This window comes from Variovorax sp. 10N432 (assembly GCF_056394465.1).
The window spans coordinates 341,655-364,032 of sequence record NZ_JBFTHX010000002.1; the positions used below are offsets into that span (position 1 = coordinate 341,655).

The following is a 22,378-nucleotide window of genomic DNA, read 5'->3' on the forward strand; positions in this document are numbered from 1 at the left end:
GCTCGATATTCCCCGACACTCGCCCTGACATGACCTCACGCCGCAACTTCCTCCAGAGTTCCGCCACCACCGGCATCGCCGCCGCCACGCTGGCCGCCTTTCCGCCCAGCATCCGCCGTGCGCTGGCCATCCCCGCCCATCACGACACCGGCACCATCAAGGACGTCAAGCACGTGGTCCTGCTGATGCAGGAGAACCGTTCCTTCGACAGCTATTTCGGCACCTTCAGGGGGGTGCGCGGCTATGGCGACCGCATGGCGGTCCCGGCGCCCAACGGCAAGAACGTGTTCCACCAAAGCTATACCAAGACCACGCCGCCCAGCACCTACGTGCCCTACCGGCTCGACGAGAGCAAGGGCAACGCGCAGCGCGCCGGCAGCACGCCCCACACCTGGGCCGATTCGCAGGCGGCGTGGGACCACGGCCGCATGTACAAGTGGCCGGATGCCAAGAACCTGCTGTCGATGGGCTACTACGACAGCGCCGAAGTCCCGTTCCAGCGGGCTCTGGCCGAAGCCTTCACGCTGTGCGACCACTACCACTGCGGCATGCACACGGGCACCATCGCGAACCGCCTGTTCTACTGGAGCGGCACCAACGGCCCGAACGGCATCAGCCCGGTCGACGGCAGCAAGGTCCAGGTGGCGGCGCTGAACAACCAGTTCAACGGCGGCAACGACATCGGCCCGTCGACCCAGGGCTGGACCTGGACCACCTATGCCGACCGGCTCGAGAAGGCCGGCGTCAAGTGGAAGGTCTACCAGAGCCTGATCGACAACTACGGCTGCAACGAGATGATGGGCTTCCGCCATTGGCGCGCCGCCATCGAGCAGATGCCGCCGGCGCGGCGCCCGGTCTACGTGGCGGCCACCGACATCACGCAGCCGGTCGATGCCGCCGGCCCGCTCTACGACGCGTCGGTCGACGATGCGCTCAGCCCGCTGGCCAAGGGCTTCGGCAACACCATGCCGCAAGGCTTCCTGGAGACCTTCCGCGAGGACATCAGGAACGGCACCCTGCCGGCGGTGTCGTGGATCATCTCGCCATCGGCCTACAGCGAGCACCCCGGGCCGTCGAGCCCGGCCAAGGGCGGCTGGTACGTGCAGGAGGTGCTGGATGCGCTGACCTCCAACCCGGAGGTCTGGAGCAAGACCGTGCTGCTGGTCAACTTCGACGAGAACGACGGCTTCTTCGATCACCTGCCCTCGCCGGCCGTGCCCTCGCGCAATGCCGACGGCACGCTGGCCGGCGCCTGCACGCTGGCCGATGCCGACGTGGCGGTCGAATACCACGACTTCGCACCCGCCACCACCAGCCAGCCCGCGGTCGACGGCCGGCCCTACGGCCCCGGCCCGCGGGTGCCGATGTGGGTGGTCTCGCCCTGGAGCCGCGGCGGCTGGGTCAACTCGCAGGTCTGCGACCACACGTCGACGCTGATGTTCCTCGAGAAGTGCTTCGGCGTGGTCGAGCCGCAGATCAGCAAGTACCGCCGCGCCGTCTGCAGCGACCTCACCAGCGCCTTCAACTTCGAGCGCCCCAACAACGAGCCGCTGCCGACCCTGGCCGGGCACACGACCAAGGGCGACGCCGACGCGCTGACCGCCGCGCAGCAGGCGCTGCCGAAGATCACCCCGACCGCCGACGCCGCGCTGCCGGTGCAGGCCACCGGCGTGCGGCCCTCGCGGGCGCTGCCCTACGAGCTGCACGCCAGCGCGCGCACCGACGCGCTCAACGGCCGCGTGCAGCTGTTGTTCGCCAACAGCGGCCGGGCCGCGGCGGTGTTCCACGTCTACGACAAGCTGCACCTGTCGGACCGGCTGCCGCGCCGCTACGTGGTCGAGCCCGGCAAGCAGCTGGCCGGCGACTGGGCGTCGATGACCGACGACGCCGGCCTGTACGACCTCTGGGTGCTGGGGCCGAACGGCTTCCACCGCCACTTCAAGGGCGACCTGAACCGGCTGCGCGCCGGCGGCGTGGCGCTGCCGGAGATCCGCGTGGGCTACGAGCGGCGCCAGGGCGACCTCTACCTGCAGCTGCGCAACGACGGCCGCCGCGATTGCCGCTTCACCGTGCAGTCCAACAAGCTCTATGCGCGCCCCGAGGCCTTCGAGGGCGGCGGCAAGGACCGCCACGACGACCACGGCCATGGCAACGACGACCGCGACGAGCGCGGCCGCTACAACGGCAACAAGGACGGCTCTTGGAGCGTCCGGGTCAAGGGCGGCGACGACACCCGCATGCGCTGGAGCCTGGACGCCAGCGGCCAGTGGTACGACTTCGTCGTGACCTGCGATGCCGACCCCGCCTTCTACCGCCGCCTGGCCGGCCGGCTGGAGACCGGCCGGCATTCGGTCAGCGATCCGGCGATGGGGCTGGCGGACCGCTTCTGAGCGAGCGAGGGCGGGCGAGGGGCTTGCCCCTTCGCCCGCAGCGTCCAGGCGCCCGACGTATGCTCCCGCCTCGTATCTCTTTGACAGCCTGGAGCATCCCCATGATCGTCGAGCGCATCTGGACCGGCAACGCCTACCGCAACTACAACTACCTCATCGTCTGCCCGGAGAGCGGCGAGGCCCTGGCCATCGATCCGCTGGACCACCAGAAATGCCTGGCGGCCGCCAAGGACAAGGGCTGGGAGATCACGCAGATCCTCAACACGCACGAGCACCACGACCACACCGGCGGCAATGCGGCCGTGGTCGCGGCGACCGGGGCCAAGCTGATCGCGCACCACCAGTCGGGCTCGCGCATCGCCGGCGTGGACCGCGGCGTCAAGGCCGGCGACGTGATCAAGGTCGGCCGGACCGTCGAGCTCGAATGCCTCGACACGCCCGGCCACACCATGTGCCACATCTGCCTGCGCTCCCATACCGACAGCCCGGCCCTGTTCTCGGGCGACACGCTGTTCAACGCCGGTGCGGGCAACTGCCACAACGGCGGCAACGTCGAGGACTTGTACGCCAGCTTCGTCGACCAACTCGCCAGGCTTCCCGCCGACACGCGCGTCTACCCCGGCCACGACTACATCGAGAACAACCTGCGTTTCACGCTCGCGCGCGAGCCCGACAACGCGGCCGCCCAGGCGCTGCTGCCGCAGGTGGCCGCGCAGGACCCGGCGACGGCCCGGGTCACGACGCTGCAGGAAGAAAAGCAGATCAACACCTTCCTGCGCCTGAGCAGCCCGAGCGTCATCGCTGCGCTGCGCGAGGCCTTCCCCGATCTGCCCGACCAGCCGGACCCGAAGACGGTGTTCACCAAGCTGCGCGAATTGCGCAACAGCTGGTGACCTGGCTCAGGCCCGCGCGCGTGCAAGGGACGGGTTTCCCGCCGTCCGCCGTCGCGCTATGCTTCGATTCGGTCCCCTTTCCGCACCCGAACCACTGGAGCCAGCCATGTCCCTTCGCATCAACGACACCGCCCCCAACTTCACGGCCCTCACCACGCAAGGCAGCATCGACTTCCACGAGTGGATCGGCGACAGCTGGGCGATCCTGTTCTCGCATCCCAAGGATTTCACGCCGGTGTGCACCACCGAGCTGGGCTACATGGCCAAGATCGAGCCGGAGTTCACCAAGCGCAACTGCAAGCTCATCGGCCTGTCGGTCGATCCGGTCGACAGCCATGGCAAGTGGGTCGCGGACATCGAGGAGACCCAGGGCGCGGTCGTCAAGTACCCGATGATCGGCGACACCGACCTGGCGGTGGCCAAGCTCTACAACATGCTGCCGGCCGAGGAGCCGGGCACCTCCGATGGCCGGACGGCCGCCACCAACGCCACGGTGCGCTCGGTGTTCATCATCGGGCCGGACAAGAAGATCAAGCTGATGCTGACCTACCCGATGACCACCGGCCGCAACTTCGACGAGATCCTGCGCGTGCTCGACTCGATGCAGCTGACCGTCAAGCACAGGGTGGCGACGCCGGTCAACTGGAAGAACGGCGAGGACGTGATCATCACGACCGCGGTCACGAACGAAGAGGCCGAGAAGGCCTTCCCCGGCTTCAAGACCATCAAGCCCTACCTGCGCACCACCAAGCAACCCGGTTGAAGAGCGGCCGAAGCCAGCCGGCCGCGGTGTCGTAGCCGCGGCAGGCCCCGCTGGCCAGCAGACCGGTGACGGCCAGCATCGCGGCGCCGTGGACGCCGACGGCGGCCAGGGCCAGCGCCAGCGGCCCGGTCGCGCCGGTGCCACTGCCACTGCCTGGCGCGGCGCCGATGCACAGCGGCATCAGCGCCGGGACCAGCATCAGGCCGGCGCCATGGGCGGTGGACATCATGAACGACCACAGCGCCAGCCCGGCATGTCCGGTCGGCGCCCAGGCCCGGGCGGGCCGGCGGCGCCAGAGCCGAAGGCCCGCGACCAGCACCAGCGCGCCGCCCGCCAGGGCCTGCAGCAGCTGGCGGTCTAGCGACAGGCCGAACGCCACCGCCGCGGCCACCAGTGCGACCGATGCGGCGTGACCGGCCGCGATCGGCAGCAGGGCCCGCAGCGCCTGCGTCCGGTCATGCGAACGCAGGCCCCAGGCGGCCGCGAGCATCCAGCCGTTGGCCGGGTTCAGGCCGTGCAGCGCGCCGATGCCGGCGATCGCCAGCCATGGCCAGAGGCTTGCCATGATCCGCTCGCCTGTTCAAGGGTGCGACCCGCAGCACGAGCCGGCCGCGGCAGTTTCGTAGCGGTCGTGGTGGCGCACCCAGTCCATGGTGTGGCCCGGGTTGTGTTCGTCGCGGCCCTTGGGCGTGAGGTCCAGCAGGTCGTAGGTCCCCATCATCACTTCCACCCCGCGCCCGTAGGTCGAGTAGGTGTGGAAGACCTGGTCCGCGTCGTCCTTGTAGAACACGCTGATGCCGGGTGCCTCCTCGGCCGGAAAGGCCTGCGTCACGTAGTTGTAGCGGACCTTGCCGCTGGCGATCTCTTCCTGCGTGAACGAGACGCCGAAGTCGCGGTTGAAGTCGCTGCCGTGCGAAGACACCCACTGGAATCGCCAGCCCATGCGGGCGCGGAAGCGCTCGATCTCGGCCAGCGGTGCCCGCGACACCACCCGCAGCGTGACGTCGCGCTGCATCAGGTGCACCTGCATGCCGTCGAGGTGGTCGGCCATGTACGAGCAGCTCGGGCAGCCCTCGGCCCAGCCCGGGCCGAGCATGAAGTGCTGAACCAGCAGCTGCCGGCGGCCTTCGAACAGCTCGGCCAGCGTGCGCCGGCCCTCGGGCGTGTCGAAGGCGTAGTCCTTCTGGATGCGTACCCAGGGCAGCGCGCGGCGCTCGCGGGCGAGCTGATCGCGCAGCCGGGTGATTTCCTTCTCGCGCGCCAGCAGCAGCTTGCGCTCGGCGAGCCATCGGTCCCTCGACACGACGGGATGGTGGGTGGTGCTGATCTCGGCGGCGGCGGTGTTCATGGTGTGCTCCTGGGGGTTCAGTTGGCGGCCGTCCCGGCCTTGCGCATGGACGCCGGGCGGCGCACGGCGCGGACCTTGCCGCTGTTGCCGCCGCCGCAATAGAAGAGATCCGCACCGTCGGACTCGAGCCCGCTGATGCCGACGCCGTGCGGCATCTCGAGCCGCTCGAGCACGGCGCCGCTCTGCGGGTGGATGCGGCGCAGTTCGCTCTCGTCGCCTTCCCAGGTGGCGTGCCAGAGCTCGCCGTCGACCCAGGTCACGCCGGTGACGAAGCGGTTCGACTCGATGGTGCGCTTGACCGCGCCGGTCGCCGGGTCGATCTGGTGGATCTTGCGATCGCGGTACTGCCCTACCCACAGGCTGCCCTCGGCCCACGTGAGCCCCGAGTCGTAGCCATGGCCGGGGGCCGGGATCGACGCCACCACCTCGCCGGTGGCCGGGTCGATCTTGTCGATCCGCGACTCGGCGATCTGGTAGAGGTAGGTGCCGTCGAAGGCGGTGCCGGCATCGCAGGCGTGGTCCAGCGTGCGCGCGGGTTCGCCGCTGGCGGGGTCGAAGGCGACCAGCCGGGCGCCGGTGGCGGCCCACACGTGGCGGCCGTCGTGGGTGACGCCGTTCACCTTGTCGGCACCGGGGAACGGGCCGTACTCGCGCACGATCTCGGCCGCTTGCACCGTGGCCTGGGGACTGTCGTTGCCTGTCTGGCGGGTCATCGCTCTGGCTCCTTGTGAAGGGCCTCGAACCGGGGCCTTGGGCCGACTCTATTCAATCGGGAGCGCGCTGGGGAGTAACAAGATCGTCGTGAAACCCGCCAGCGGCGGCGACAGCCAGCGCCGCGCCCGGGCCTGCCCGATCGAGCGCACACGGCCTTCGGCCTCCAGCTCGGCCAAGGCGCGCTGGACGGTGCGCTGGCTGGCCCCGAGCGCCAGCGCCAGGGCCGAGGTCGACCAGGCCGCGCCGTCGGACAGCAGCGCCAGCAGCGAGGCCTGGTCGCCATCGATGGGCGGCGCCAGCACGACGGCCGGGCGCTGGTCGCGCGGCTTCAGGACGAAACCGCGCGGGGTGGCCTCGATCTGCGCCAGCGCCGCGACCAGTGCCCGCAGGCGCCCGATCTCGACCCGCAGCCGAGCCCGGTGCGTCTCGTCGGGGTGGCGGGTGCGGAACGCATCCGCGATCAGGGCTTCCCGATCGGCGGCGTCGGGCCAGGCTTCGGCGAGCGTGCGCGCCAGCGCGAACAGCACCGGCCGGCGCGCCAGCGGCAGCCAGGCGTCGCGGGTGCGCAGTCCGTGGCGGCAGGCATCGATCACCAGCGCGCCGGAGGCCAGCAAGGCCGCGACCTCGCCGAGGCGCAGCGCCTCTTCGCCGTCGCGGGAAAGGCGCCGGGCGGCCGGATGTTCGAGCGCCGCCCGCGCCTCCGCCACCTCGGCCAGCAGTGCCGGCACGCGCGCGCGGCCGGCCGCCTCGTGGGCGCGCGCCAGCGCCGCCTGCGCCGGGCCGATGCGCAGCGAGCGCAGCGCCAGCTCGGCGATGGCCAGCTCGGCCACGGCCGCCAGCGACGCCGGCAGGCCCTGGGCATCCAGCTGGGCCAGTGCCGCCGTCGCTTCGTCGAGGCGGCCGAGCAGCAGCATCCGGCGCGCCGCGATCAGCCGCGCCTGCAGGGCGTTGGCGGGGTCGGCATGCGCGTCGAGCGTGGCCGCCGCCGCCGCCAGCGCGCGCGTCGAGCCGCCGAGGTCCCGCATCGCCAGCGCCACTTCGGCCTCGGCGACCACGCAGCGGGCCCGCGCCAGCGCTTCGTGGGCGCCGAAGCCGCGGGCCGCCAGCCGGAGCAGCTCGCGCGCCCGCGGGTGCTCGCCGAGCTGGGCCATGGCGATGCCGCGCAGTGCCAGCGCGGGCGGGTCGTCGCGCAGCGCGATCCGCTTGAGGGCACCGAGCGCATCGCCGGCGGCGAGCGCCCGCGCCGAAGCGGAAATCAGGGAATCCATGGCGACAGGCTACCGCGATCGTGGTGGACGGCGGCAGGCGCATCGCTTCACAATCGTCCGATGGACAAACGACATTTCCTGGGCAGCGCGGCGCTCGCCGGGCTTTGGCCCGTGGCCGGCGTGTCGGCGGCGGAGCCGGCGCGAGGCGGCCCGGGCCTGCTGACCGTCAGCGGAATGGTCGGCAAGACCAACCGGGGGCCGGTCGATCCGGCGCTCGACCAGCTGATGGTCAAGCACGGCGTCAAGTTCGACCGGGCCTATGTGCTGGACGCCGAGGCGCTGGGCCGCCTGCCGGCGGTCGGCATCAAGGCCACGCTCGAATACGACGCCAGGCTGCATGCGCTCGCCGGGCCGCTGCTGGCCAGCGTGCTGGAGGCCGCGGGCGTCAGCGGCGACGTGATGCTGGGCCTGCGGGCGGTCGACGGCTACGTGGTGCCGCTGCGCCTGGCCGACGCGCGCAGCTGGCGCATGATCGTGGCCACCGAGATGGACGGCAAGCCGCTCGCCCTGGGCGGGCTGGGCCCGCAATGGGCCATCTACGAGGCCGACACGCTGGCCGCCTTCAAGGACAAGCCGCTCAAGGAGCGCTTTGCCCTGTGCCCCTGGGGCCTCTACAGCATCGAGGTCTCGCGCGCCTGAACCCGAGGAAACATCCCATGGCCAAGCTTTGCGTCCGCAGTTTCGCGGTGTCCCTCGACGGCTACGGCGCCGGACCGAGCCAGGATCTCCAGCATCCGCTCGGGCTGCGCGGCCCCGAGCTGATGGAGTGGTTCTTCCCCACGCGCCTGTGGCAGACCATGCAGGGCGGCCAGGCCGGCGGCGAGACCGGCATCGACAACCGCATGGCCGAGCAGGGCTTCGAGGGCATCGGCGCCTGGATCCTCGGGCGCAACATGTTCGGGCCGGTGCGCGGCCCGTGGCCGGACGACAGCTGGAAGGGCTGGTGGGGCGACGAGCCCCCGTACCACACGCCGGTGTTCGTGCTCACGCACCATCCGCGCGCGCCGCTGGCGATGGCCGGTGGCACCGAGTTCCGCTTCGTCACCGAAGGCATCCACGCCGCGCTCGAGCAGGCCAGGGCGGCCGCGGGCGGCCTGGATGTCCGCGTCGGCGGCGGCGTGTCGACCGTGCGGCAGTACCTGGCCGCCGGTCTGCTCGACGAACTGCACCTGGCCGTCCGGCCGGTGCTGCTCGGCGCCGGCGAGGCGCTGTTCCAGGGGCTCGACCTGCCGGCCCTGGGCTATGAGGTCGCCGAGAGCATCGCCGGCGAACGCGCGACGCACGTGTTCCTGCGCCGGCGCTGAGGCTCATTGGCGAGGCAGGCGGTCGAGCTCTTGCCGCATGCGCTGCATGAGCATGTCGACCAGCGCTTGCGACTGCAGGATCGAGCTGTGGTCCTCGTCGAAGCCGTAGACGAAATCGGCCCGCGACTGCATCTCGCCGCCCAGCATGCTTTGCATCGACACCACGCCGTCGTTGTTGCCGGAGACGAAGCGGGAGCGGCCGCTGTAGCCGAAGAAGAGCGTGTAGCGGATGTCGGCCGGCCGCGGCACCACCGCCAATTCGCGCAGGTACGGGGAGTCGGGCGCCATGTCGAGCCACGATCCGGGCACGCGCGTCGGTCCGATGTCCGCCCAGCGCGCCGCCGCGTGGCCCTCCCACGGCGTGGAGATCGTCACCACGTGGTGCACCGGCGGCGTGCGGCCCTCGCGCTGGATGACGTTCAAGGTGCCGCGCGCCACCACGCCGCCCATGCTGTGGGCGACCACGATGCTGGTCGGGAACGCGTACCGATAGTGCAGCTCGTCGACCGCGTTGTTGAGCAGCAGCGTCGACAGCCCGATGGAAACGCCCGACGGGTAGAAGAAGACCCAGGGCTGGAAGCGCGTGCGGTCGAGATGCTCGATGACGTATTCCCAGTCGCGCGGCGACCCGCCGATGCCGTGCACGAAGATCACCGGCACGCGCTTCGGGTCGAAGGGCTCGAGCATGAAGAGGCCCGCACGACCCTCCTCGAGGAAGCGCAGGGGCTGGAACATGCCCTCGCGCACCCGCGCCGGGGCGAACCGCCCCTCGTCGATGACGGCGGGGGCGCCGAGTTCTTCGTTGCGCCGCCGGGTCAGCGCGGCGTAGGCATCGCCGAAGATGGCCGGCAGGGCGACGTCGGGCGGCTTGGATGCAATCTTGATGCGGCCCAGGCCGGTCGCGGCGGTGGGGGGCTCGTCGACCGCGCTCAGGGGGAGGGCGGCGCCCTCGTAGAGAGTGGCGGGCTCGCCGGCTTCGTAGGCCAGGTCGCGGTTGACGTCCTCGAACGCGAGGATGCCGTAGCTGCCCGGCGGGGCCGCCAGGTGGTAGACGCCCCGGGTGCGCGGAACGACGTCGATAAACACCGGCTCGGGCGGGTTGTCGAGCTTGTACAGCACGACGACGATGGGGCCCCGGGCCTCTTTCTCGGTCTCGACGATGCCGGTGAAGTACATCGCTTCGCCGAGCCGCTTCATGTGACTGTCGGCCTGCAGCAGCGCGCAGCCGCTGGACATCGCGCAAAACGCCATCGGGAGAAGGAGCGCGCGAGCCAGACGCATCGGTGTCGGAGTTGCCGTGATGGCGAAAGTCTCGGCGGCGGCGGCGCATCGGTCAAGCCGCCGGGCGACCGAGCGACAATCCACCCCATGAATTTCGGAAGACTCCTCGTTCCCGTCGGCGGCCTGGTGCTGCTCGGCCTGGCCTGGCGCAGTTACGGCTGGGGCGGCGTGGCACTGGTCGGTGGCGCGATCGTCATGTTCCTGCTGATGCATTTCAACCGCACGATGCAGGTCCTGAAGCGCGCGGCCGACCGGCCGATCGGCACCGTCGCCAGCGCCGTGATGCTCAATGCCAAGCTCAAGCCCAAGGCGACCTTGCTGCACGTGATCGCGATGACGCGCGCGCTCGGCGAGCTGCGTTCGCCGAAGGACACGCAGCCCGAACTGTTTCGCTGGACCGATGCCGGCGGCTCCTGGGTCGATTGCACCTTCGCGGGCGGCAAGCTGGTCGAGTGGAAGCTGACCCGGCCGGAGGTGGCCGAGGACGAAGCCGCGGCGGACGCACCGAGCGCGGATGCGGTCAAGCCCGGCGCGGCGGACGCGCTGCGCCCGCCGGTGTGAGCTTGCCGGCCTTAGAACGGCGCTGAGTCGTCGACCAGCGCTTCTTCGGCGCCGGCCCTGGCGGGCGCTGCGGCGGCCGATTCCGCGGCCGCGGTCCCCAGCTTCATCTCACCGCCCAGGGCCTCCAGCAGTTCGGGCACCAACTGGCCCAGCTCGCCGGTCGCGATCGCCGCGTTGGCGTCGAAGTCGTCTTCCTTGCCCGACGAGGCCGGCGCATCGTCCAGCGTGCCTTCCAGGAACACGATCTTGCGGATCTGGAGCCCCTCGGTGAGCTCGAACGAGACCCGGTCGTCCCAGGTCATCGCGAGCCGGGTCGGGCGCTTGCCGGCGGCGATGTGCTCGCGCACCTCGTCGATGTCCAGCGGGTGCTTGGCGTAGCGCACCACGGCCTTCGATTCGTCGGTGGCCTTGAGCTCGCACTCGCGGTCGATCGTGAAACCCGCCGGCGGCTCCTGGCTGGACAGCCATTCGGACATCGCCGCCGCCGGCTCGACCTGCGAGTTGACCAGCGCCACCGCGAAGCCGTCGAGCGACTTCACGAGGCTGGTGACCACTTCGTCGGCGCGCGCGGCATTGCTCGAATTCACGACCAGGCGCCGGGCCTTGGGGTCGATCCACACCGCGACCCGCGCATGGCGCGTGAAGGCCAGCGGCAGCAGTTCGTGGGTGACGTCTTCCTTGAGCTCCTTCTTTTCCTTCTTGCCGGGCTTGCGGCCGGTGGTGGCCTCGATCTGGGCGGCGCGCTCATCGACCTTGCGGCGCACCACCGAGGCCGGCAGGGTCTTGGTCTCGACCATGTATTCGAGCAGCCACTGGCCGGCGACCGATTCGGCCAGCGGGCCGTGTTCCTGGCCGCGGGGCTCGACCCAGCCGGTGGCCTTTTCCTGCGACGGGCTGCAGGGGACGAAGCGCTGCGTGGCCAGCCCCTGCTCGACCTGGTCGAGCGACTGCGACCACGTGGCTTCGATGCGGTAGACGATGACGTTCTTGAAGACGGACACTGAAACCCTTTTATCTGGCTGGTTGGCAAAACCCACCATTGTCGGCCCGACGCTGGCGGCCCGCCGCCGTAAAATCGAAAGCTTTTGCGACATACCCCCCGGTTGAAGGACAAAGACATGAGCGCACTGCCCCCCGCACTGGACGACCGTGACGGCAAGATCTGGATGGACGGCGATCTCGTGGACTGGCGCGACGCCAAGATCCACGTGCTGAGCCACACGCTGCACTACGGCTGCGGCGTCTTCGAGGGCGTGCGCGCCTACAACACGGTCAACGGCACCGCCATCTTCCGGCTGGCCGAGCACACCGAGCGGCTGTTCAACAGCGCCAAGATCCTGCGCATGAAGATCCCGTTCAGCCAGGAACAGGTCAACGAGGCCCAGAAGCAGGTGGTGCGCGAGAACAAGCTCGACAGCTGCTACCTGCGGCCGCTGGTCTGGATCGGCTCCGAGAAGCTCGGCGTCAGTCCCAAGGGCAACAAGATCCACGCCATGGTCGCGGCCTGGGCCTGGGGCGCCTACCTGGGCGACGAGGGCATGAAGCGCGGCATCCGCGTCAAGACCTCGAGCTACACGCGGCATCACGTCAACATCACGATGACGCAGGCCAAGGCGGTCAGCAACTACAGCAACTCGATCCTGGCCAACATGGAAGCGCTCGACGACGGCTACGACGAAGCGCTGCTGCTCGATGCCAGCGGCTTCGTCTCCGAAGGCGCGGGCGAGAACATCTTCGTGGTCAAGGGCGGCGTGGTCTACACGCCCGACCTGTCGGCCGGTGCGCTCAACGGCATCACGCGCAACACCATCCTGCACATCTGCAAGGACCTCGGCATCGAAGTCGTGCAGAAGCGCATCACGCGCGACGAGGTCTACATCGCCGAAGAAGCCTTCTTCACCGGCACCGCGGCCGAGGTCACGCCGATCCGCGAACTCGACCGCGTCGAGATCGGCATCGGATCGCGCGGGCCCATCACCGAGAAGATCCAGAGCGCGTTCTTCGACATCGTGAACGGCCGCAATCCCAAGTACGCCCACTGGCTCACCAAGGTCTGAAAAAGCGATGTCCACCCCCAAGAGCACCATCGAACTCCTCGCCCGCGACCTGAACGACCAGGGCGGCGTGTTCTGCCCGAACCCCAAGGCCGACATGCAGCTCTGGAGCGCGCATCCCAAGGTCTACCTCGACGTCGCGCGCACCGGCGAGGCCAAGTGCCCCTATTGCGGCACGGTCTACCGCCTCAAGGCGGGCGAAGCCGCCGGCAGCCACCACTGAGCCTTCCGGGGTTTCCGTGCGGGGCTTGTTCCTGGTCAACGTCAAGCTCGGCCGAGGCTCGAACGGCACCCTGCCGTCGACCCTCGCGGGTGCCTACGTGTCGGCCTACGCGACGGCGCCGGACCCCGAGTCCGCCACCCGGCTCGCGGTCAGCAAGCTGACCTCGAAGGGCTTCGAGTTCCTGGCCACCCAGGGCCCGATCAGCCGGCTCGACCCGCGCGAGTGGTCGCGCCATGTCGCGCAGTCCTGGCCCGAGTTCATCGACGAACTCCCGAAGCAGGACGACATCGAGGCCGGCCTCGAGCGCGAGATGGTCTTCTTCGGCCCCTTCGTGGGCTACGAACGGGCGCCCGAGGGCAGCAGCCCGCGCCACGAGTCCCCCGGCGCCTGCGCCAGCCGCAGGTAGACCATCGCCACCCACAGCAGCGCGAGCCCGATCTGGGCATCGCGCAAGGCCGAGTTCACGCTGGTGGCGATCAGCATCACGAGGGTCGCGACGAAGGCCTGCCGGCCGGCGAAGTCGTCCCGTCGCCAGGCGATCCAGACCGCCACCCCCATGATGACCAGCAGGCTCAGCGCGCCGGGAAAGCCGCTTTGGGCGCCCATCCACAGGAAGTCGTTGTGGGGCATGTTCTTGTAGTCGAGCAGCTTGGGGCCGCGCAGGTGCCATTGCTCGGTCCAGCCGCCGATGCCCCAGCCGGCGAAGGGCCGGTCGATCATCATGCGGGCGGTGTCGCGGTACATGTAGTAGCGCACCACCCAGCTGGCCTCCGAGATCTCGCCGGCCTGGGCGGCCTCGATCTCCTGGATGCCGACCGCGAATTTCTGCTGCACCACGGGTGAGTTCCACAGCACGCCGGCCGCGATCACGCCGCCGACCATCAGCACCAGGGCCAGCACCTTGAGCTGGCGCCGCCATTGGTGCACGCAGGCGGCCGGGATGACCAGCAGCAGCGCCAGCAGCGAGGTCCGCGAAGGCAGGCTGAAGGTGATGATCGCCATCACGACGGGCACCAGCGCGAACGCGGCGATGGCCTGCCAGCGGCGATGCCCGGCGAGCGCCTGGAGTCCGTACACCGCGGCCGTGGCGGCCATGATCGTGAACAGGAGCGCGTTGCTGATCGACTTGTTGCCGACCAGCACCAGCACGCCGCGCCAGGGCTCCAGCATCGGGAAGCCCACCGAGTAGTACAGCGCGATCATCACGATGTTGACCAGTCCGATGATCCAGAAGCCGCGCACGGCCCAGATCGCCTCGTCGCGGGTCAGGGCCAGGGCCATCAGGATGGTGGCCGCGATGCGCAGCCCATGGAACAGGTTGGAGCCGGTCTCGGGGTAGTGCGGCTCCAGCGCCAGCACGGCCAGCGTCCAGACCACGTAGGCCATCACCGGCCACCACATCGGGTTGTCGCGCAGGCGGACGGCCCGCTCGCGCCAGCCGCCAGCGATCAGCAGCGCGACCATCAGCAGCAGGAAGGACACATAGGTCACGCCGACCGGCATGAACACCGTGAGCCCCCAGAACATGGCTGCGGCGCGAACGATGTGCGATCTCTGCATAGGGGGCGGATTTTAGAGGCCGGCGCAGCCAGGCCCGCCGGCGTTGCGCCCCGGCAGGAAGGGCGAGCCTAATGCGGCAACGTGATCACGAAGCTCGCGCCGCCGCCCGGCCGGTCTTCGCAGCGCACGCTGCCGCCGTGGCGCTCGGTGATCGATTTCACCAGCGCCAGGCCGAGCCCGACGCCGCCGTTGCGCTCGCTGGCGCCCGGCAGCCGGTAGAAGGGCTCGAAGATGCGCTCGCGCTGCGTCACCGGCACGCCGGGCCCGCGGTCGTTGACGCGGATCTCGGTCTGGCCGGCACGGCTGCCGATCTCGACGCTGGTCTGTCCGGCGCCGTAGCGCCCGGCGTTCTCGAGCAGGTTGCGGATCGCGCGGCGCAGCAGGCGCGGCACGCCGAGCACCGTCAGGGCGCTGCTGTCGGTGCCTTCCTTGACCTCGAGGTCGGCATCGACACGGGCGCACTCCTCGGCCGCGAGGCCGGTCAGGTCGACCGTCTCGACGGTGCCCATGTCGGCCTCCTTGGCATCGAGCCTGCTGGCCAGCAGGATCTCGTCGATCAGCTGGTCCAGCTCGGCGATGTTGCGCGTGATCTCTTCGCGTGCGCCCGGGTTGGGCCGCTCGCCCATCAGCTCGACACTCATGCGGATGCGGGTCAGCGGCGAGCGCAGTTCGTGCGAGGCATTGGCCAGCAGCGACTTGTGCGATCGCACCAGTTGTTCGATGCGGGCCGCCGCGGCATTGAAGCCGTTCGAGAGGTCGGCCACTTCGTCCTGCCCCTCCTCGGGCACGCGCACCGACAGGTCGCCTTCGCCCCAGCGCTGGACGCCGCGCTGCAGCAGTTCGAGCCGTTTGGTGAGCCGGCGCACGATCGGATAGACGCCGAGCGCGACGATGAAGCCCACGATCGCCACCATCCAGCCGAGGCCGAAGGGCGTGCGCCAGGGCAGGATGCCCGGCGGCGGGCCGCCCGGCGGACGGCTGCGTGGTGCCACCTGCATGGTGAGGGCGCGGCCGTCGTCGAGCGTGACGTCGAAGGTGAGCCCGGCGCCCGGCACGCGGGTGGCCGTGCCCGAGCCGATCGGCTTGTCGTTCGAATCGAGCACCGAGACTTCGCGCGGCAAGGGCGCCAGCCGCTCGCGCTCGCTCTCGGCCGCTTCGCGCACGATCCAGTTGGCGGTCAGCGTGAGGATGAAGACGCCGGCCACCACCGCCAGCCAGATACGGACATAGAGGTGGCGGCGGTAGAGGTTGAGCAGCATGTCGGCGCCCGCGCGCTAGTCCTGTTGCTTGGCGAAGACGTAGCCGACGCCGCGCACGGTGAGGATGCGCTTCGGGTTCTTGGCGTCGACCTCGATCGCGGCGCGGATGCGGCCCATGTGGACGTCGATCGAGCGGTCGAAGGCCTCGAGTTCGCGGCCGCGCACGGCCTCCATGATCTGGTCGCGGGTGAGCACGCGGCCGGCGCGCTCGGCCATCGCCACCAGCAGGTCGAACTGGTAGGAGGTGAGGTCGGCCGGCTCGCCGCCGACCGTGACGCTGCGGGCGTTGCGATCGATGTCCAGCGAGCCGAAGTGCATGACGGCCGGGCCTTCGGTCTCGCTCGGGGTCTCGCCGCGGCGCCGCAGCACGGCGCGGATGCGCGCCAGCAGCTCGCGCGGTTCGAAGGGCTTGGGCAGGTAGTCGTCGGCGCCGATCTCCAGGCCGATGATGCGGTCCATCGGGTCGCCCTTGGCGGTCAGCATCAGCACCGACACCTTGGCCTGGCTGCCGGGCAGCGCACGGATGCGGCGGCAGACTTCGAGGCCGTCGGTGTCCGGCAGCATCAGGTCGAGGATCACGAGGTCGGGCGAGCGCTGCTGCAGCAGCTCGAGTCCGCTCGCGCCGTCGAGGGCATGCGCGAAACCGAAGCCCGACTGGGTCAGGTATTCGCCCACCATCTGCGCCAGGCGGGCGTCGTCTTCGATCATCAGGAGTTGGGGGGTGCTCATCGGTAGGTCTCCGTGCGGCGTGCCACGGTGGTTGTGCTCAGGTGGGTAGCTTGGTCCCACGCGGTCGCGTGGGCTTGAACGCTTCGTAAAGTTGGGTAAACCTTGGTGACGGCGGTTTCGTTTTCATGCGGGTGCAAACAGCAGCGTCCCGGTCTGCGTGCCCTCGGCCGCCGCGGGCGCCCGCGCCAGCAGGGCGGCCAGCGCCGCCCCGTCCAGGCCCGGATGGTCGCGGGTCGCGCGCCCCAGCAGCTCGGCGGCCAGGGCCGTCAGCCGGTCGACCGACTGGCGCATGCGGCGCACGAAGGCGTCGTCGTCCAGCCGGTCGTTGAGGCTGCGGTTGAGCTCCGCGAACCACGGCAGCGCGGCGTGGTCGAGCATCACGGCCGGGTTGCGCCGATGGCTGACGGCCGACCAGGCGCGAAAGAAGGCCTGCACCGCGAGGTTGAGCTGCTGGCAGTGCTGGAGCTCGTCGCGGACCCGCCCCAGCACGGGCAGGTCGGTGAGCCGGTGCTGGAAGAAGATCTGCGCCAGCACGCCCCAGTAGTAGGTGTAGTCCCAGATGACCTTGGGCGGCAGCACCTCCGGGTCGCCGAACAGCGGGTACTGGTCGGTGTAGAGCGCCAGCGTGCTCTCGTAGAACGAGTGGTAGATCTGGTCGTAGAGCCGGGCCCGGGCCTCCAGCGCGTGGCCGGCGCGGTCGTGCGCGACCAGGTCGCAGATGTAGGTGTTGCCGACCGCGATGAAGTCGCTGCCCGGCGAATAGAAGGGGTCGAGGAACAGCCCGGCCTCGCCGGTGAGCGCCCAGCGCCGGCCCGAGAACACCTGCTTGCAGCCGTACGAGAAGTTGCGCATGAAGGCGAAGTCCTGCAGCAGGTGGCACTTGTCGGCGAGCGCATCGTGCAGGCGCGGCTGCCAGGTCTCGAGCCACTGCATCGCGCGCTCGAAGCTGTCCATCCGCTCGAGCGGATGCAGCCGCGGGTCGGCCACGATGCCGACCGAATGCGAGCCCGAGGCCAGCGGGATCAGCCACACCCAGTAGCCGGCGCCGACCAGGTGATTGGTCGACAGCCAGCGCGAACCGGGTTCGCAGCGTGCCCGCCAGCCGGGGTCGTCGGACCAGTCGTCGATCGCGATGCGTTCGCCGATGCGGAACCACACCGCGTTGCATTCGTGCGCGTTGGGCTGCTGCAGGCCGAGCTTGCGCTTGAGCATGCCGGCGCGGCCGCAGGCGTCGACCAGCCAGCGGGTGTGCAGCGCCTGCGTCCGCTCGCCGTCAGACCATTCGAGGCGGTGCGGCGCGCTGGCGTCGTCGGCCAGGTCGATGCGGCGCACGGTCGCGCCGTCGATGAAGCGCACGCCCTGTCGCGCGGCCTCCTCGGCCAGGAAGTTCTCGAAGATGCCGCGGTCGATCTGGTAGCTCGGCACCGAGAGGTAGCGGCTGGCGCCGATTTCGGTCACCTGGTCGATGTCGCGCCGGCCTTCGCTGAAGAAGAAGCGGAAGCCGAACTTGCGCAACTGGGCACCGTGCAGGTGCGGCTTGAGGCCCAGCACGGTGTCGAAGTAGTGGGCCCCGATCTCGACCGAGGATTCGCCCACCTTGTGGGCCGCGTGGGGCACCGGATGGGCGCGCCGCTCGAGCACCACGACATCGATGCCGGGAAAGCGCTGGCGCAGCTGCAGCGCCAGCGTCAGCCCCGCCAGACCGCCGCCCATGATGGCGACGTCGTGCGCGGGGCGGTTCGGGTCCATGGCCGTCAGCTCAGCGCTTCGAGCTGGAGTTCGGGTTGCAGCTGGACCTGCAGCGACAGCGTGGCCGACAGCGGCAGCGAGAGCGATTCGGATTCGCCGCGCGCCAGGGCCTCGAACAGCGGCAGCGCGTCGGCCATCGCGTTGACCCGCAGCGCGCGCGCCGCGTCGCTGCGCACCGGCGTCGCCGGCAGCGCGCCGGCCGCCAGCGACCATTCGAAGGACGCCACGGTGCGCGCGCTGCGCGTCGGCGAAATCACCAGGGCCACGGCCAGCATCTCGCGGCTGGTGGTCACCGAGGCCAGCGCGCCCACAGCCGGCATGTCGTAGCCGGCCAGCAGCACGGCGCGCTGGTCGGCCGCGCACTGCGCCGCCGCCTCGAGCAGCCCCGAGGCGAAGCTGCTCTCGTAGGCGGCGAGCGAATTGCTGGCCGCCATGCAGCCGGTGCCGATGGTCCAGTAGCCGACCGCGGCGTTGTGCACCGAGTTGTGGAACTTGATCGGCGACAGCAGCAGCGGGTCGGCCGCCAGCGTGCCGCACATGTAGTCGTTGATGCCGAGGTCGCCGTGGGCCGAGGCGAAGACGCAGGGCAGGTCGGCCGCGTTGCGGCCGGAGGCCGCGACCGCGGCGCCTGCCACCTCGAGCGCCAGCGCCACCGTGTCGGGCGCGCGACGGCGCTCGGCCGGTGCCAACAGCTGCGGCGATGGCCGCTTGGCCGGCGGGTCGGCCGGCGCACCGTCGCCGCGGAAGACTGCGCTGGCGATCTCCCAGCCCGGCAATGTCGCGGCCCAGAAGGCCGGGCCCTCGATGTAGAGCGTGGGGGTCTTGTTGGTGGTGGTCATTCTGCGGCTCCCTTGCCGAAGACCAGCGAGCAGTTGTTGCCGCCGAAGCCGAAGGAGTTGCTCAGTGCATGGCGCACCTCGCCGCGGGCCGGCCGCAGCTTGATCTGCGGGCCGCACTCGGCGTCGAGCGTGGTGGTGTTGACGTTGCCCGGCTTGAGGCCGGTCTCGATCGCCAGCAGGCTGATCACGGCCTCGACGATCCCGGCCGCACCCAGCGTGTGGCCGGTGAAGCCCTTGGTCGAGCTGGCGTGCGTGGTGCCGGGAAAGCGGCGTGCCACCAGGGCCCCTTCGACCTCGTCGTTCTTGGTGCTGGCGGTGCCGTGCATGTTGATGTAGTCGATGGCGGCGGCGGCCAGGCCGGCGCGGGCCAGTGCATCGTCGAGCGCCTTTTCGGCGCCCAGGCCTTCGGGATGCGGGGTCGACATGTGATGGGCGTCGCTGGCCTCGCCGTAGCCCAGCAGTTCGAGCGGGCCGCGGCCGCGCTCGAGCAGCGCGAATCCCGCGGCTTCGCCGAGGCTGATGCCGTTGCGCGCGGCGTCGAAGGGCCGGCAGGGCTCGGGCGACACGAGTTCGAGGGAGTTGAAGCCGAACAGCACGCTGCCGCACAGCGTGTCGACGCCGCCGACCACCGCCGCGTCGACCAGGCCCAGGCGGATCAGCCGCTCGGCCGAGGCGAACACCTTGGCGCTGGACGAACAGGCAGTGGAGATCGTCTCGGACGGGCCTTCGAGGCCCAGCGCCTGCTGCACGAAGAGCGAGAGCGAATGCGGCGTGTGCACCTTGGGGCGCTGCTGGTCGGCGGGGAAGGCGCCATCGGCCAGCTGCGTGTAGGCCAGCTCGGTCTCGCCGATGCTGGAGGTCGAGGTGCCGAGGATCAGCGCGATGCGGGTCGGGCCGTAGCGCTTGCGGGCGGCCGCGACCGCTTCCATGAAGCCGTCGGCCTGCAGGCCGAGCCAGGCGAGCCGGTTGTTGCGGCAATCCCAGGCGGCGAGTTCCTCGGGCAGGCGCAGTTCTTCGAGGCCGTCGACGCGGCCGATCCAGGTCGGCAGCGGCGAGGCGCCGAAGTCATTGGCCCGCAGGCCGCTGCGCGATTGCGCGAGCGCGTCGGCGAGGGCGGTCTTGCCCACACCGACGGCCGAGGTCGCGGTGAAGGCGCTGATCTTCAAGGGGGGGATGCGTGAAGGTGTCACGTTGGGCGGGGTGTGATGGCCAAAACACGACAGCCTACCAGCAGCACGGCGCCCACCGCAGTCGGCCAAGGCCTCGACCCTGCACCGCCGGGCGGTTCAGGGCAGGGCGCTCAGGTGCGCCTGCGCGGCGGCGGCGAGCCTGGCGTCGAAGGTGGCCAGCGGCGCCTTGAGCTCGGCTGCGAGGCAGAGGTAGGCGGCGTCATACGCGGAAAGCTGATAGCGCACGGCCAGTTCGTACTGCGCGCCGAGATCGACCGGGTGCAGGTCGATGGCGTAGCCGGCGTAGTCGGCCAGCGCCAGCGCCAGGGAGTCGGCGGGCCAGGACTGCCGCCGTTTCTTGAGCGCGACGCTGACGATCTCGTGGTCGAGCAGGTTGGGTGCATGCAGGGCATGTCCGGCCAGGCGCGCCAGCGCGGCGTCGCGCGCCGGTTCGTCGAACAAGATGGCAACGATCGCGCTGCAGTCCACCACCATCGGCGGGCGCAGGCGATAGGCGGCCGGCGGCTCGGCCACGTGCAGCGCAGGCGCGCTCAACGGGCGTCCCGGTCGGCGCGGACGATGTCGACCCCGAGCGGGCCGGCGTCGATCGGCGACGGGAAGCGGGCGCGGTGCTCGGCGGCGATCTGCTCGATCGGCTTGCCGCCGCGCCGCACGATGGCGCGGCCGCCCCAGCCCACGCCCACCTCCTGTGCCTGCGCGGATGCAGGCCGCGGCGCGTCATCCGCGTCGCGCACCGCCTGCTCGATGATCGCCATCAGTTCGCCCTGCAGCGAGCGATGGTTGCGGGCCGCGCGTTGACGCAGGCGCTCGGCCAGGTCATCCGGAACGTCCTTGACTGACAGGTTGGCCATGCAGCTTCCTCCAAATTGGAGTCATTATGGCGCCAATTCAGATCTTGGCGCAGTTGCCTGGCCCGCGGCTTTGCCGTTCGCGGCCGCTCGCGATGCCAGCGCCACCAGCACCAGCACCGGCAGCCCCAGCGCTGCGGTGCCGATGAAGAATGCCTTGTAGCCGAAGGCGTCGACGAAGACCCCCGAGTAGCCGGCGATGAATTTCGGCAGCAGCAGCATCAGCGAACTGAAGAGGGCGTACTGGGTGGCCGAATAGCTGATGTTGGTCAGGCTCGACAGGTAGGCGATGAAGGCCGCCGAGGCGATGCCGCCGGCCAGGTTGTCGGCCGACACCACCAGCACCAGCGCCGTGAGGTCGTGCCCGCGCGAGGCCAGCCCGGCGAACAGGAGGTTGCTGGCGGCGCTCAGCACCGCACCCAGCATCAGCACCCGCATCACGCCCAGGCGCATCGAGAGCACGCCGCCGACGAAGGCGCCGGCCAGCGTCATCACGACGCCATAGATCTTGCTGACCGTCGCGACCTCGTCCTTGGTGAAGCCCATGTCGACGTAGAAGGGGTTGGCCATGATGCCCATCACGACGTCGCTGATGCGGTAGACCGCGATCAGCGACAGGATCAGCGCCGCCTGCCAGCGATAGCGGCGGATGAAGTCGGCGAACGGCTCGATCAGCACGCTCTGCAGCCATTCGCCGGCGTTCTTCGGTTTCGGCAGCGCGACGCGCACCGGTTCGGGCGACAGCAGCACCGTGACGACCCCGATCGCCATCGATGCCGCCATGACCAGGTAGGCGGTCTTCCAGGCGCCGTCCTGGTAGCCCGCGAGGCCGGGCAGTTCGGCCCAGGCAGCGACCCACAGCACGCCGGCGCCGGCCCAGATCATCGCCAGCCGGTAGCCGGTCTGGTAGCAGGCGGCCAGCGCGGCCTGCTTGCGGGTGGCGGCCGACTCGATGCGGAAGGCGTCCAGCGCGATGTCCTGGGTGGCCGAGCCGAAGGCCGTCAGAAGTGCGCACCAGACCAGCGGCGGCAGGCCGTCGCGCGGGTCGTTGAAGGCCATGCCGGCCAGGCCGGCGACCACCGCCAGCTGCGCCAGCAGCAGCCAGCCGCGCCGGCGCCCGAGCAGGGTGGTCAGCGGCGGTATGGGCAGGCGATCGACCAGCGGCGCCCAGACCCACTTGAAGCCGTAGGCGAGGCCGACCCAGCTCAGGAAGCCGATGGTCGACCGGTCGACGCCGGCTTCGCGCAGCCGGAAGCTCAGCGTGCCCAGCACCAGCAGCAGCGGCAGGCCGGCCGAGAAGCCGAGCGCCAGCATGCGCAGCGAGGCGGGTTCGAGATAGACCTTGAGCGCATCGCGCCAGGGCAGGGAAGGAGGGGCTTCGGCAGCCTGGGGTGCGGACATTCGG

The 22,378-nt window shown here is 70.3% G+C and carries 24 protein-coding genes; 9 read left to right on the forward strand and 15 right to left on the reverse strand.

The window, feature by feature from the left end; all coding sequences use genetic code 11:
- The first annotated feature begins 29 nt into the window (after window positions 1–29).
- From AC1DF3_RS03920 to AC1DF3_RS03930, 3 genes are all read left to right on the forward strand, one after another.
- Window positions 30–2,390, forward strand: coding sequence for a phosphocholine-specific phospholipase C (locus AC1DF3_RS03920; RefSeq protein ID WP_478138882.1), 2,361 nt, complete (start codon window positions 30–32; stop codon window positions 2,388–2,390).
- A 101-nt stretch (window positions 2,391–2,491) separates the two neighbouring features.
- Window positions 2,492–3,283 carry a hydroxyacylglutathione hydrolase gene (locus AC1DF3_RS03925; protein ID WP_478138883.1) on the forward strand — a complete coding sequence of 264 codons (792 nt, stop codon included), beginning with the start codon at window positions 2,492–2,494 and terminating at the stop codon, window positions 3,281–3,283.
- Between the two features lie 106 nt (window positions 3,284–3,389).
- Window positions 3,390–4,046, forward strand: coding sequence for a peroxiredoxin (locus AC1DF3_RS03930; RefSeq protein WP_286521800.1), 657 nt, complete (start codon window positions 3,390–3,392; stop codon window positions 4,044–4,046).
- On the opposite strand, the gene AC1DF3_RS03935 is transcribed toward AC1DF3_RS03930, so the two are convergent.
- Genes AC1DF3_RS03935 through AC1DF3_RS03950 form a run of 4 tightly spaced genes read right to left on the reverse strand, consistent with a single transcriptional unit; the run spans window position 4,009 to window position 7,376 of the window.
- A complete protein-coding gene (locus tag AC1DF3_RS03935; protein ID WP_478138884.1) occupies window positions 4,009–4,611 on the reverse strand; it encodes a hypothetical protein in 603 nt (200 codons plus the stop codon). The genes AC1DF3_RS03930 and AC1DF3_RS03935 overlap by 38 nt on opposite strands.
- Before the next feature lie 15 nt (window positions 4,612–4,626).
- Window positions 4,627–5,394, reverse strand: a complete 768-nt coding sequence (locus tag AC1DF3_RS03940) for a DUF899 domain-containing protein (protein WP_478138885.1) — start codon at window positions 5,392–5,394, stop codon at window positions 4,627–4,629.
- 17 nt (window positions 5,395–5,411) lie between these two features.
- Window positions 5,412–6,107 carry a Vgb family protein gene (locus AC1DF3_RS03945; protein ID WP_478138886.1) on the reverse strand — a complete coding sequence of 232 codons (696 nt, stop codon included), beginning with the start codon at window positions 6,105–6,107 and terminating at the stop codon, window positions 5,412–5,414.
- Window positions 6,108–6,155: 48 nt separating this feature from the next.
- Window positions 6,156–7,376, reverse strand: a complete 1,221-nt coding sequence (locus AC1DF3_RS03950; RefSeq protein WP_478138887.1) for a helix-turn-helix domain-containing protein — start codon at window positions 7,374–7,376, stop codon at window positions 6,156–6,158.
- Window positions 7,377–7,436: 60 nt separating this feature from the next.
- Here AC1DF3_RS03950 and AC1DF3_RS03955 point away from each other — a divergent pair, with 60 nt between their 5' ends.
- Both AC1DF3_RS03955 and AC1DF3_RS03960 read left to right on the forward strand, forming a co-directional pair.
- Window positions 7,437–8,015, forward strand: a complete 579-nt coding sequence (locus AC1DF3_RS03955) for a putative pterin-binding protein (protein WP_478138888.1) — start codon at window positions 7,437–7,439, stop codon at window positions 8,013–8,015.
- Window positions 8,016–8,032: 17 nt separating this feature from the next.
- Window positions 8,033–8,680, forward strand: a complete 648-nt coding sequence (locus AC1DF3_RS03960; protein WP_478138889.1) for a dihydrofolate reductase family protein — start codon at window positions 8,033–8,035, stop codon at window positions 8,678–8,680.
- A gap of 3 nt (window positions 8,681–8,683) precedes the next feature.
- On the opposite strand, the gene AC1DF3_RS03965 is transcribed toward AC1DF3_RS03960, so the two are convergent.
- Window positions 8,684–9,916, reverse strand: coding sequence for an esterase/lipase family protein (locus AC1DF3_RS03965; protein WP_478138890.1), 1,233 nt, complete (start codon window positions 9,914–9,916; stop codon window positions 8,684–8,686).
- Between the two features lie 123 nt (window positions 9,917–10,039).
- Here AC1DF3_RS03965 and AC1DF3_RS03970 point away from each other — a divergent pair, with 123 nt between their 5' ends.
- Window positions 10,040–10,522: a glycerate kinase gene (locus tag AC1DF3_RS03970; protein ID WP_301813328.1), complete on the forward strand. Its 483-nt coding sequence runs from the start codon at window positions 10,040–10,042 to the stop codon at window positions 10,520–10,522.
- 11 nt (window positions 10,523–10,533) lie between these two features.
- On the opposite strand, the gene AC1DF3_RS03975 is transcribed toward AC1DF3_RS03970, so the two are convergent.
- A complete protein-coding gene (locus AC1DF3_RS03975; RefSeq protein ID WP_478138891.1) occupies window positions 10,534–11,523 on the reverse strand; it encodes a recombination-associated protein RdgC in 990 nt (329 codons plus the stop codon).
- Window positions 11,524–11,640: 117 nt separating this feature from the next.
- Here AC1DF3_RS03975 and AC1DF3_RS03980 point away from each other — a divergent pair, with 117 nt between their 5' ends.
- From AC1DF3_RS03980 to AC1DF3_RS03990, 3 genes are read left to right on the forward strand one after another with little or no spacing between them, the layout of a single operon-like run.
- The gene (locus AC1DF3_RS03980; protein WP_478138892.1) at window positions 11,641–12,579 is read left to right on the forward strand and encodes a branched-chain amino acid transaminase; all 939 of its coding nucleotides are present in this window, start codon (window positions 11,641–11,643) and stop codon (window positions 12,577–12,579) included.
- 7 nt (window positions 12,580–12,586) lie between these two features.
- Window positions 12,587–12,799, forward strand: coding sequence for a zinc-finger domain-containing protein (locus tag AC1DF3_RS03985; protein WP_286521810.1), 213 nt, complete (start codon window positions 12,587–12,589; stop codon window positions 12,797–12,799).
- A gap of 16 nt (window positions 12,800–12,815) precedes the next feature.
- Window positions 12,816–13,205, forward strand: coding sequence for a hypothetical protein (locus tag AC1DF3_RS03990; RefSeq protein ID WP_286535051.1), 390 nt, complete (start codon window positions 12,816–12,818; stop codon window positions 13,203–13,205).
- Here AC1DF3_RS03990 and AC1DF3_RS03995 read toward each other — a convergent pair.
- The 9 genes from AC1DF3_RS03995 to AC1DF3_RS04035 form a co-directional block, all read right to left on the reverse strand.
- Window positions 13,136–14,359 (reverse strand): O-antigen ligase family protein, encoded by a 1,224-nt coding sequence (locus AC1DF3_RS03995; RefSeq protein ID WP_286535050.1) that lies wholly within the window; start codon window positions 14,357–14,359, stop codon window positions 13,136–13,138. The genes AC1DF3_RS03990 and AC1DF3_RS03995 overlap by 70 nt on opposite strands.
- A 68-nt stretch (window positions 14,360–14,427) precedes the next feature.
- The gene (locus AC1DF3_RS04000) at window positions 14,428–15,618 is read right to left on the reverse strand and encodes a sensor histidine kinase (RefSeq protein ID WP_286535049.1); all 1,191 of its coding nucleotides are present in this window, start codon (window positions 15,616–15,618) and stop codon (window positions 14,428–14,430) included.
- Window positions 15,619–15,633: 15 nt separating this feature from the next.
- The gene (locus AC1DF3_RS04005; RefSeq protein ID WP_478138893.1) at window positions 15,634–16,347 is read right to left on the reverse strand and encodes a response regulator; all 714 of its coding nucleotides are present in this window, start codon (window positions 16,345–16,347) and stop codon (window positions 15,634–15,636) included.
- Between the two features lie 123 nt (window positions 16,348–16,470).
- Window positions 16,471–18,096, reverse strand: a complete 1,626-nt coding sequence (locus AC1DF3_RS04010) for an NAD(P)/FAD-dependent oxidoreductase (RefSeq protein WP_478138894.1) — start codon at window positions 18,094–18,096, stop codon at window positions 16,471–16,473.
- Between the two features lie 5 nt (window positions 18,097–18,101).
- On the reverse strand, window positions 18,102–18,935 hold the full coding sequence (locus tag AC1DF3_RS04015; protein ID WP_286535045.1) for a beta-ketoacyl synthase chain length factor: 834 nt from the start codon (window positions 18,933–18,935) through the stop codon (window positions 18,102–18,104).
- Entirely contained in the window at window positions 18,932–20,110 is a 1,179-nt protein-coding gene (locus AC1DF3_RS04020) for a beta-ketoacyl-[acyl-carrier-protein] synthase family protein (RefSeq protein ID WP_286535346.1), read from the reverse strand. The genes AC1DF3_RS04015 and AC1DF3_RS04020 overlap by 4 nt, the downstream gene beginning before the upstream one ends.
- Window positions 20,111–20,221: 111 nt before the next feature.
- A complete protein-coding gene (locus AC1DF3_RS04025) occupies window positions 20,222–20,659 on the reverse strand; it encodes a type II toxin-antitoxin system VapC family toxin (RefSeq protein WP_286535044.1) in 438 nt (145 codons plus the stop codon).
- Complete coding sequence (locus AC1DF3_RS04030; RefSeq protein ID WP_286535043.1) at window positions 20,656–20,976, reverse strand: FitA-like ribbon-helix-helix domain-containing protein; 321 nt, start codon at window positions 20,974–20,976, stop codon at window positions 20,656–20,658. Before AC1DF3_RS04030 ends, AC1DF3_RS04025 begins: the two co-directional genes overlap by 4 nt.
- Before the next feature lie 24 nt (window positions 20,977–21,000).
- Window positions 21,001–22,374, reverse strand: a complete 1,374-nt coding sequence (locus AC1DF3_RS04035; RefSeq protein ID WP_478138895.1) for an AmpG family muropeptide MFS transporter — start codon at window positions 22,372–22,374, stop codon at window positions 21,001–21,003.
- Between the last annotated feature and the right edge of the window lie 4 nt (window positions 22,375–22,378).

Coding starts and splice junctions, on each gene's coding strand:
- AC1DF3_RS03920 (WP_478138882.1), top strand. CDS start 30: ATGACCTCACGCCGCAACTTCCTCCAGAGTTCCGCCACCACCGGCATC.
- AC1DF3_RS03925 (WP_478138883.1), top strand. CDS start 2,492: ATGATCGTCGAGCGCATCTGGACCGGCAACGCCTACCGCAACTACAAC.
- AC1DF3_RS03930 (WP_286521800.1), top strand. CDS start 3,390: ATGTCCCTTCGCATCAACGACACCGCCCCCAACTTCACGGCCCTCACC.
- AC1DF3_RS03935 (WP_478138884.1), bottom strand. CDS start 4,611: ATGGCAAGCCTCTGGCCATGGCTGGCGATCGCCGGCATCGGCGCGCTG.
- AC1DF3_RS03940 (WP_478138885.1), bottom strand. CDS start 5,394: ATGAACACCGCCGCCGCCGAGATCAGCACCACCCACCATCCCGTCGTG.
- AC1DF3_RS03945 (WP_478138886.1), bottom strand. CDS start 6,107: ATGACCCGCCAGACAGGCAACGACAGTCCCCAGGCCACGGTGCAAGCG.
- AC1DF3_RS03950 (WP_478138887.1), bottom strand. CDS start 7,376: ATGGATTCCCTGATTTCCGCTTCGGCGCGGGCGCTCGCCGCCGGCGAT.
- AC1DF3_RS03955 (WP_478138888.1), top strand. CDS start 7,437: ATGGACAAACGACATTTCCTGGGCAGCGCGGCGCTCGCCGGGCTTTGG.
- AC1DF3_RS03960 (WP_478138889.1), top strand. CDS start 8,033: ATGGCCAAGCTTTGCGTCCGCAGTTTCGCGGTGTCCCTCGACGGCTAC.
- AC1DF3_RS03965 (WP_478138890.1), bottom strand. CDS start 9,916: ATGTCCAGCGGCTGCGCGCTGCTGCAGGCCGACAGTCACATGAAGCGG.
- AC1DF3_RS03980 (WP_478138892.1), top strand. CDS start 11,641: ATGAGCGCACTGCCCCCCGCACTGGACGACCGTGACGGCAAGATCTGG.
- AC1DF3_RS03985 (WP_286521810.1), top strand. CDS start 12,587: ATGTCCACCCCCAAGAGCACCATCGAACTCCTCGCCCGCGACCTGAAC.
- AC1DF3_RS03995 (WP_286535050.1), bottom strand. CDS start 14,359: ATGCAGAGATCGCACATCGTTCGCGCCGCAGCCATGTTCTGGGGGCTC.
- AC1DF3_RS04000 (WP_286535049.1), bottom strand. CDS start 15,618: ATGCTGCTCAACCTCTACCGCCGCCACCTCTATGTCCGTATCTGGCTG.
- AC1DF3_RS04005 (WP_478138893.1), bottom strand. CDS start 16,347: ATGAGCACCCCCCAACTCCTGATGATCGAAGACGACGCCCGCCTGGCG.
- AC1DF3_RS04010 (WP_478138894.1), bottom strand. CDS start 18,096: ATGGACCCGAACCGCCCCGCGCACGACGTCGCCATCATGGGCGGCGGT.
- AC1DF3_RS04015 (WP_286535045.1), bottom strand. CDS start 18,935: ATGACCACCACCAACAAGACCCCCACGCTCTACATCGAGGGCCCGGCC.
- AC1DF3_RS04030 (WP_286535043.1), bottom strand. CDS start 20,976: ATGGCCAACCTGTCAGTCAAGGACGTTCCGGATGACCTGGCCGAGCGC.
- AC1DF3_RS04035 (WP_478138895.1), bottom strand. CDS start 22,374: ATGTCCGCACCCCAGGCTGCCGAAGCCCCTCCTTCCCTGCCCTGGCGC.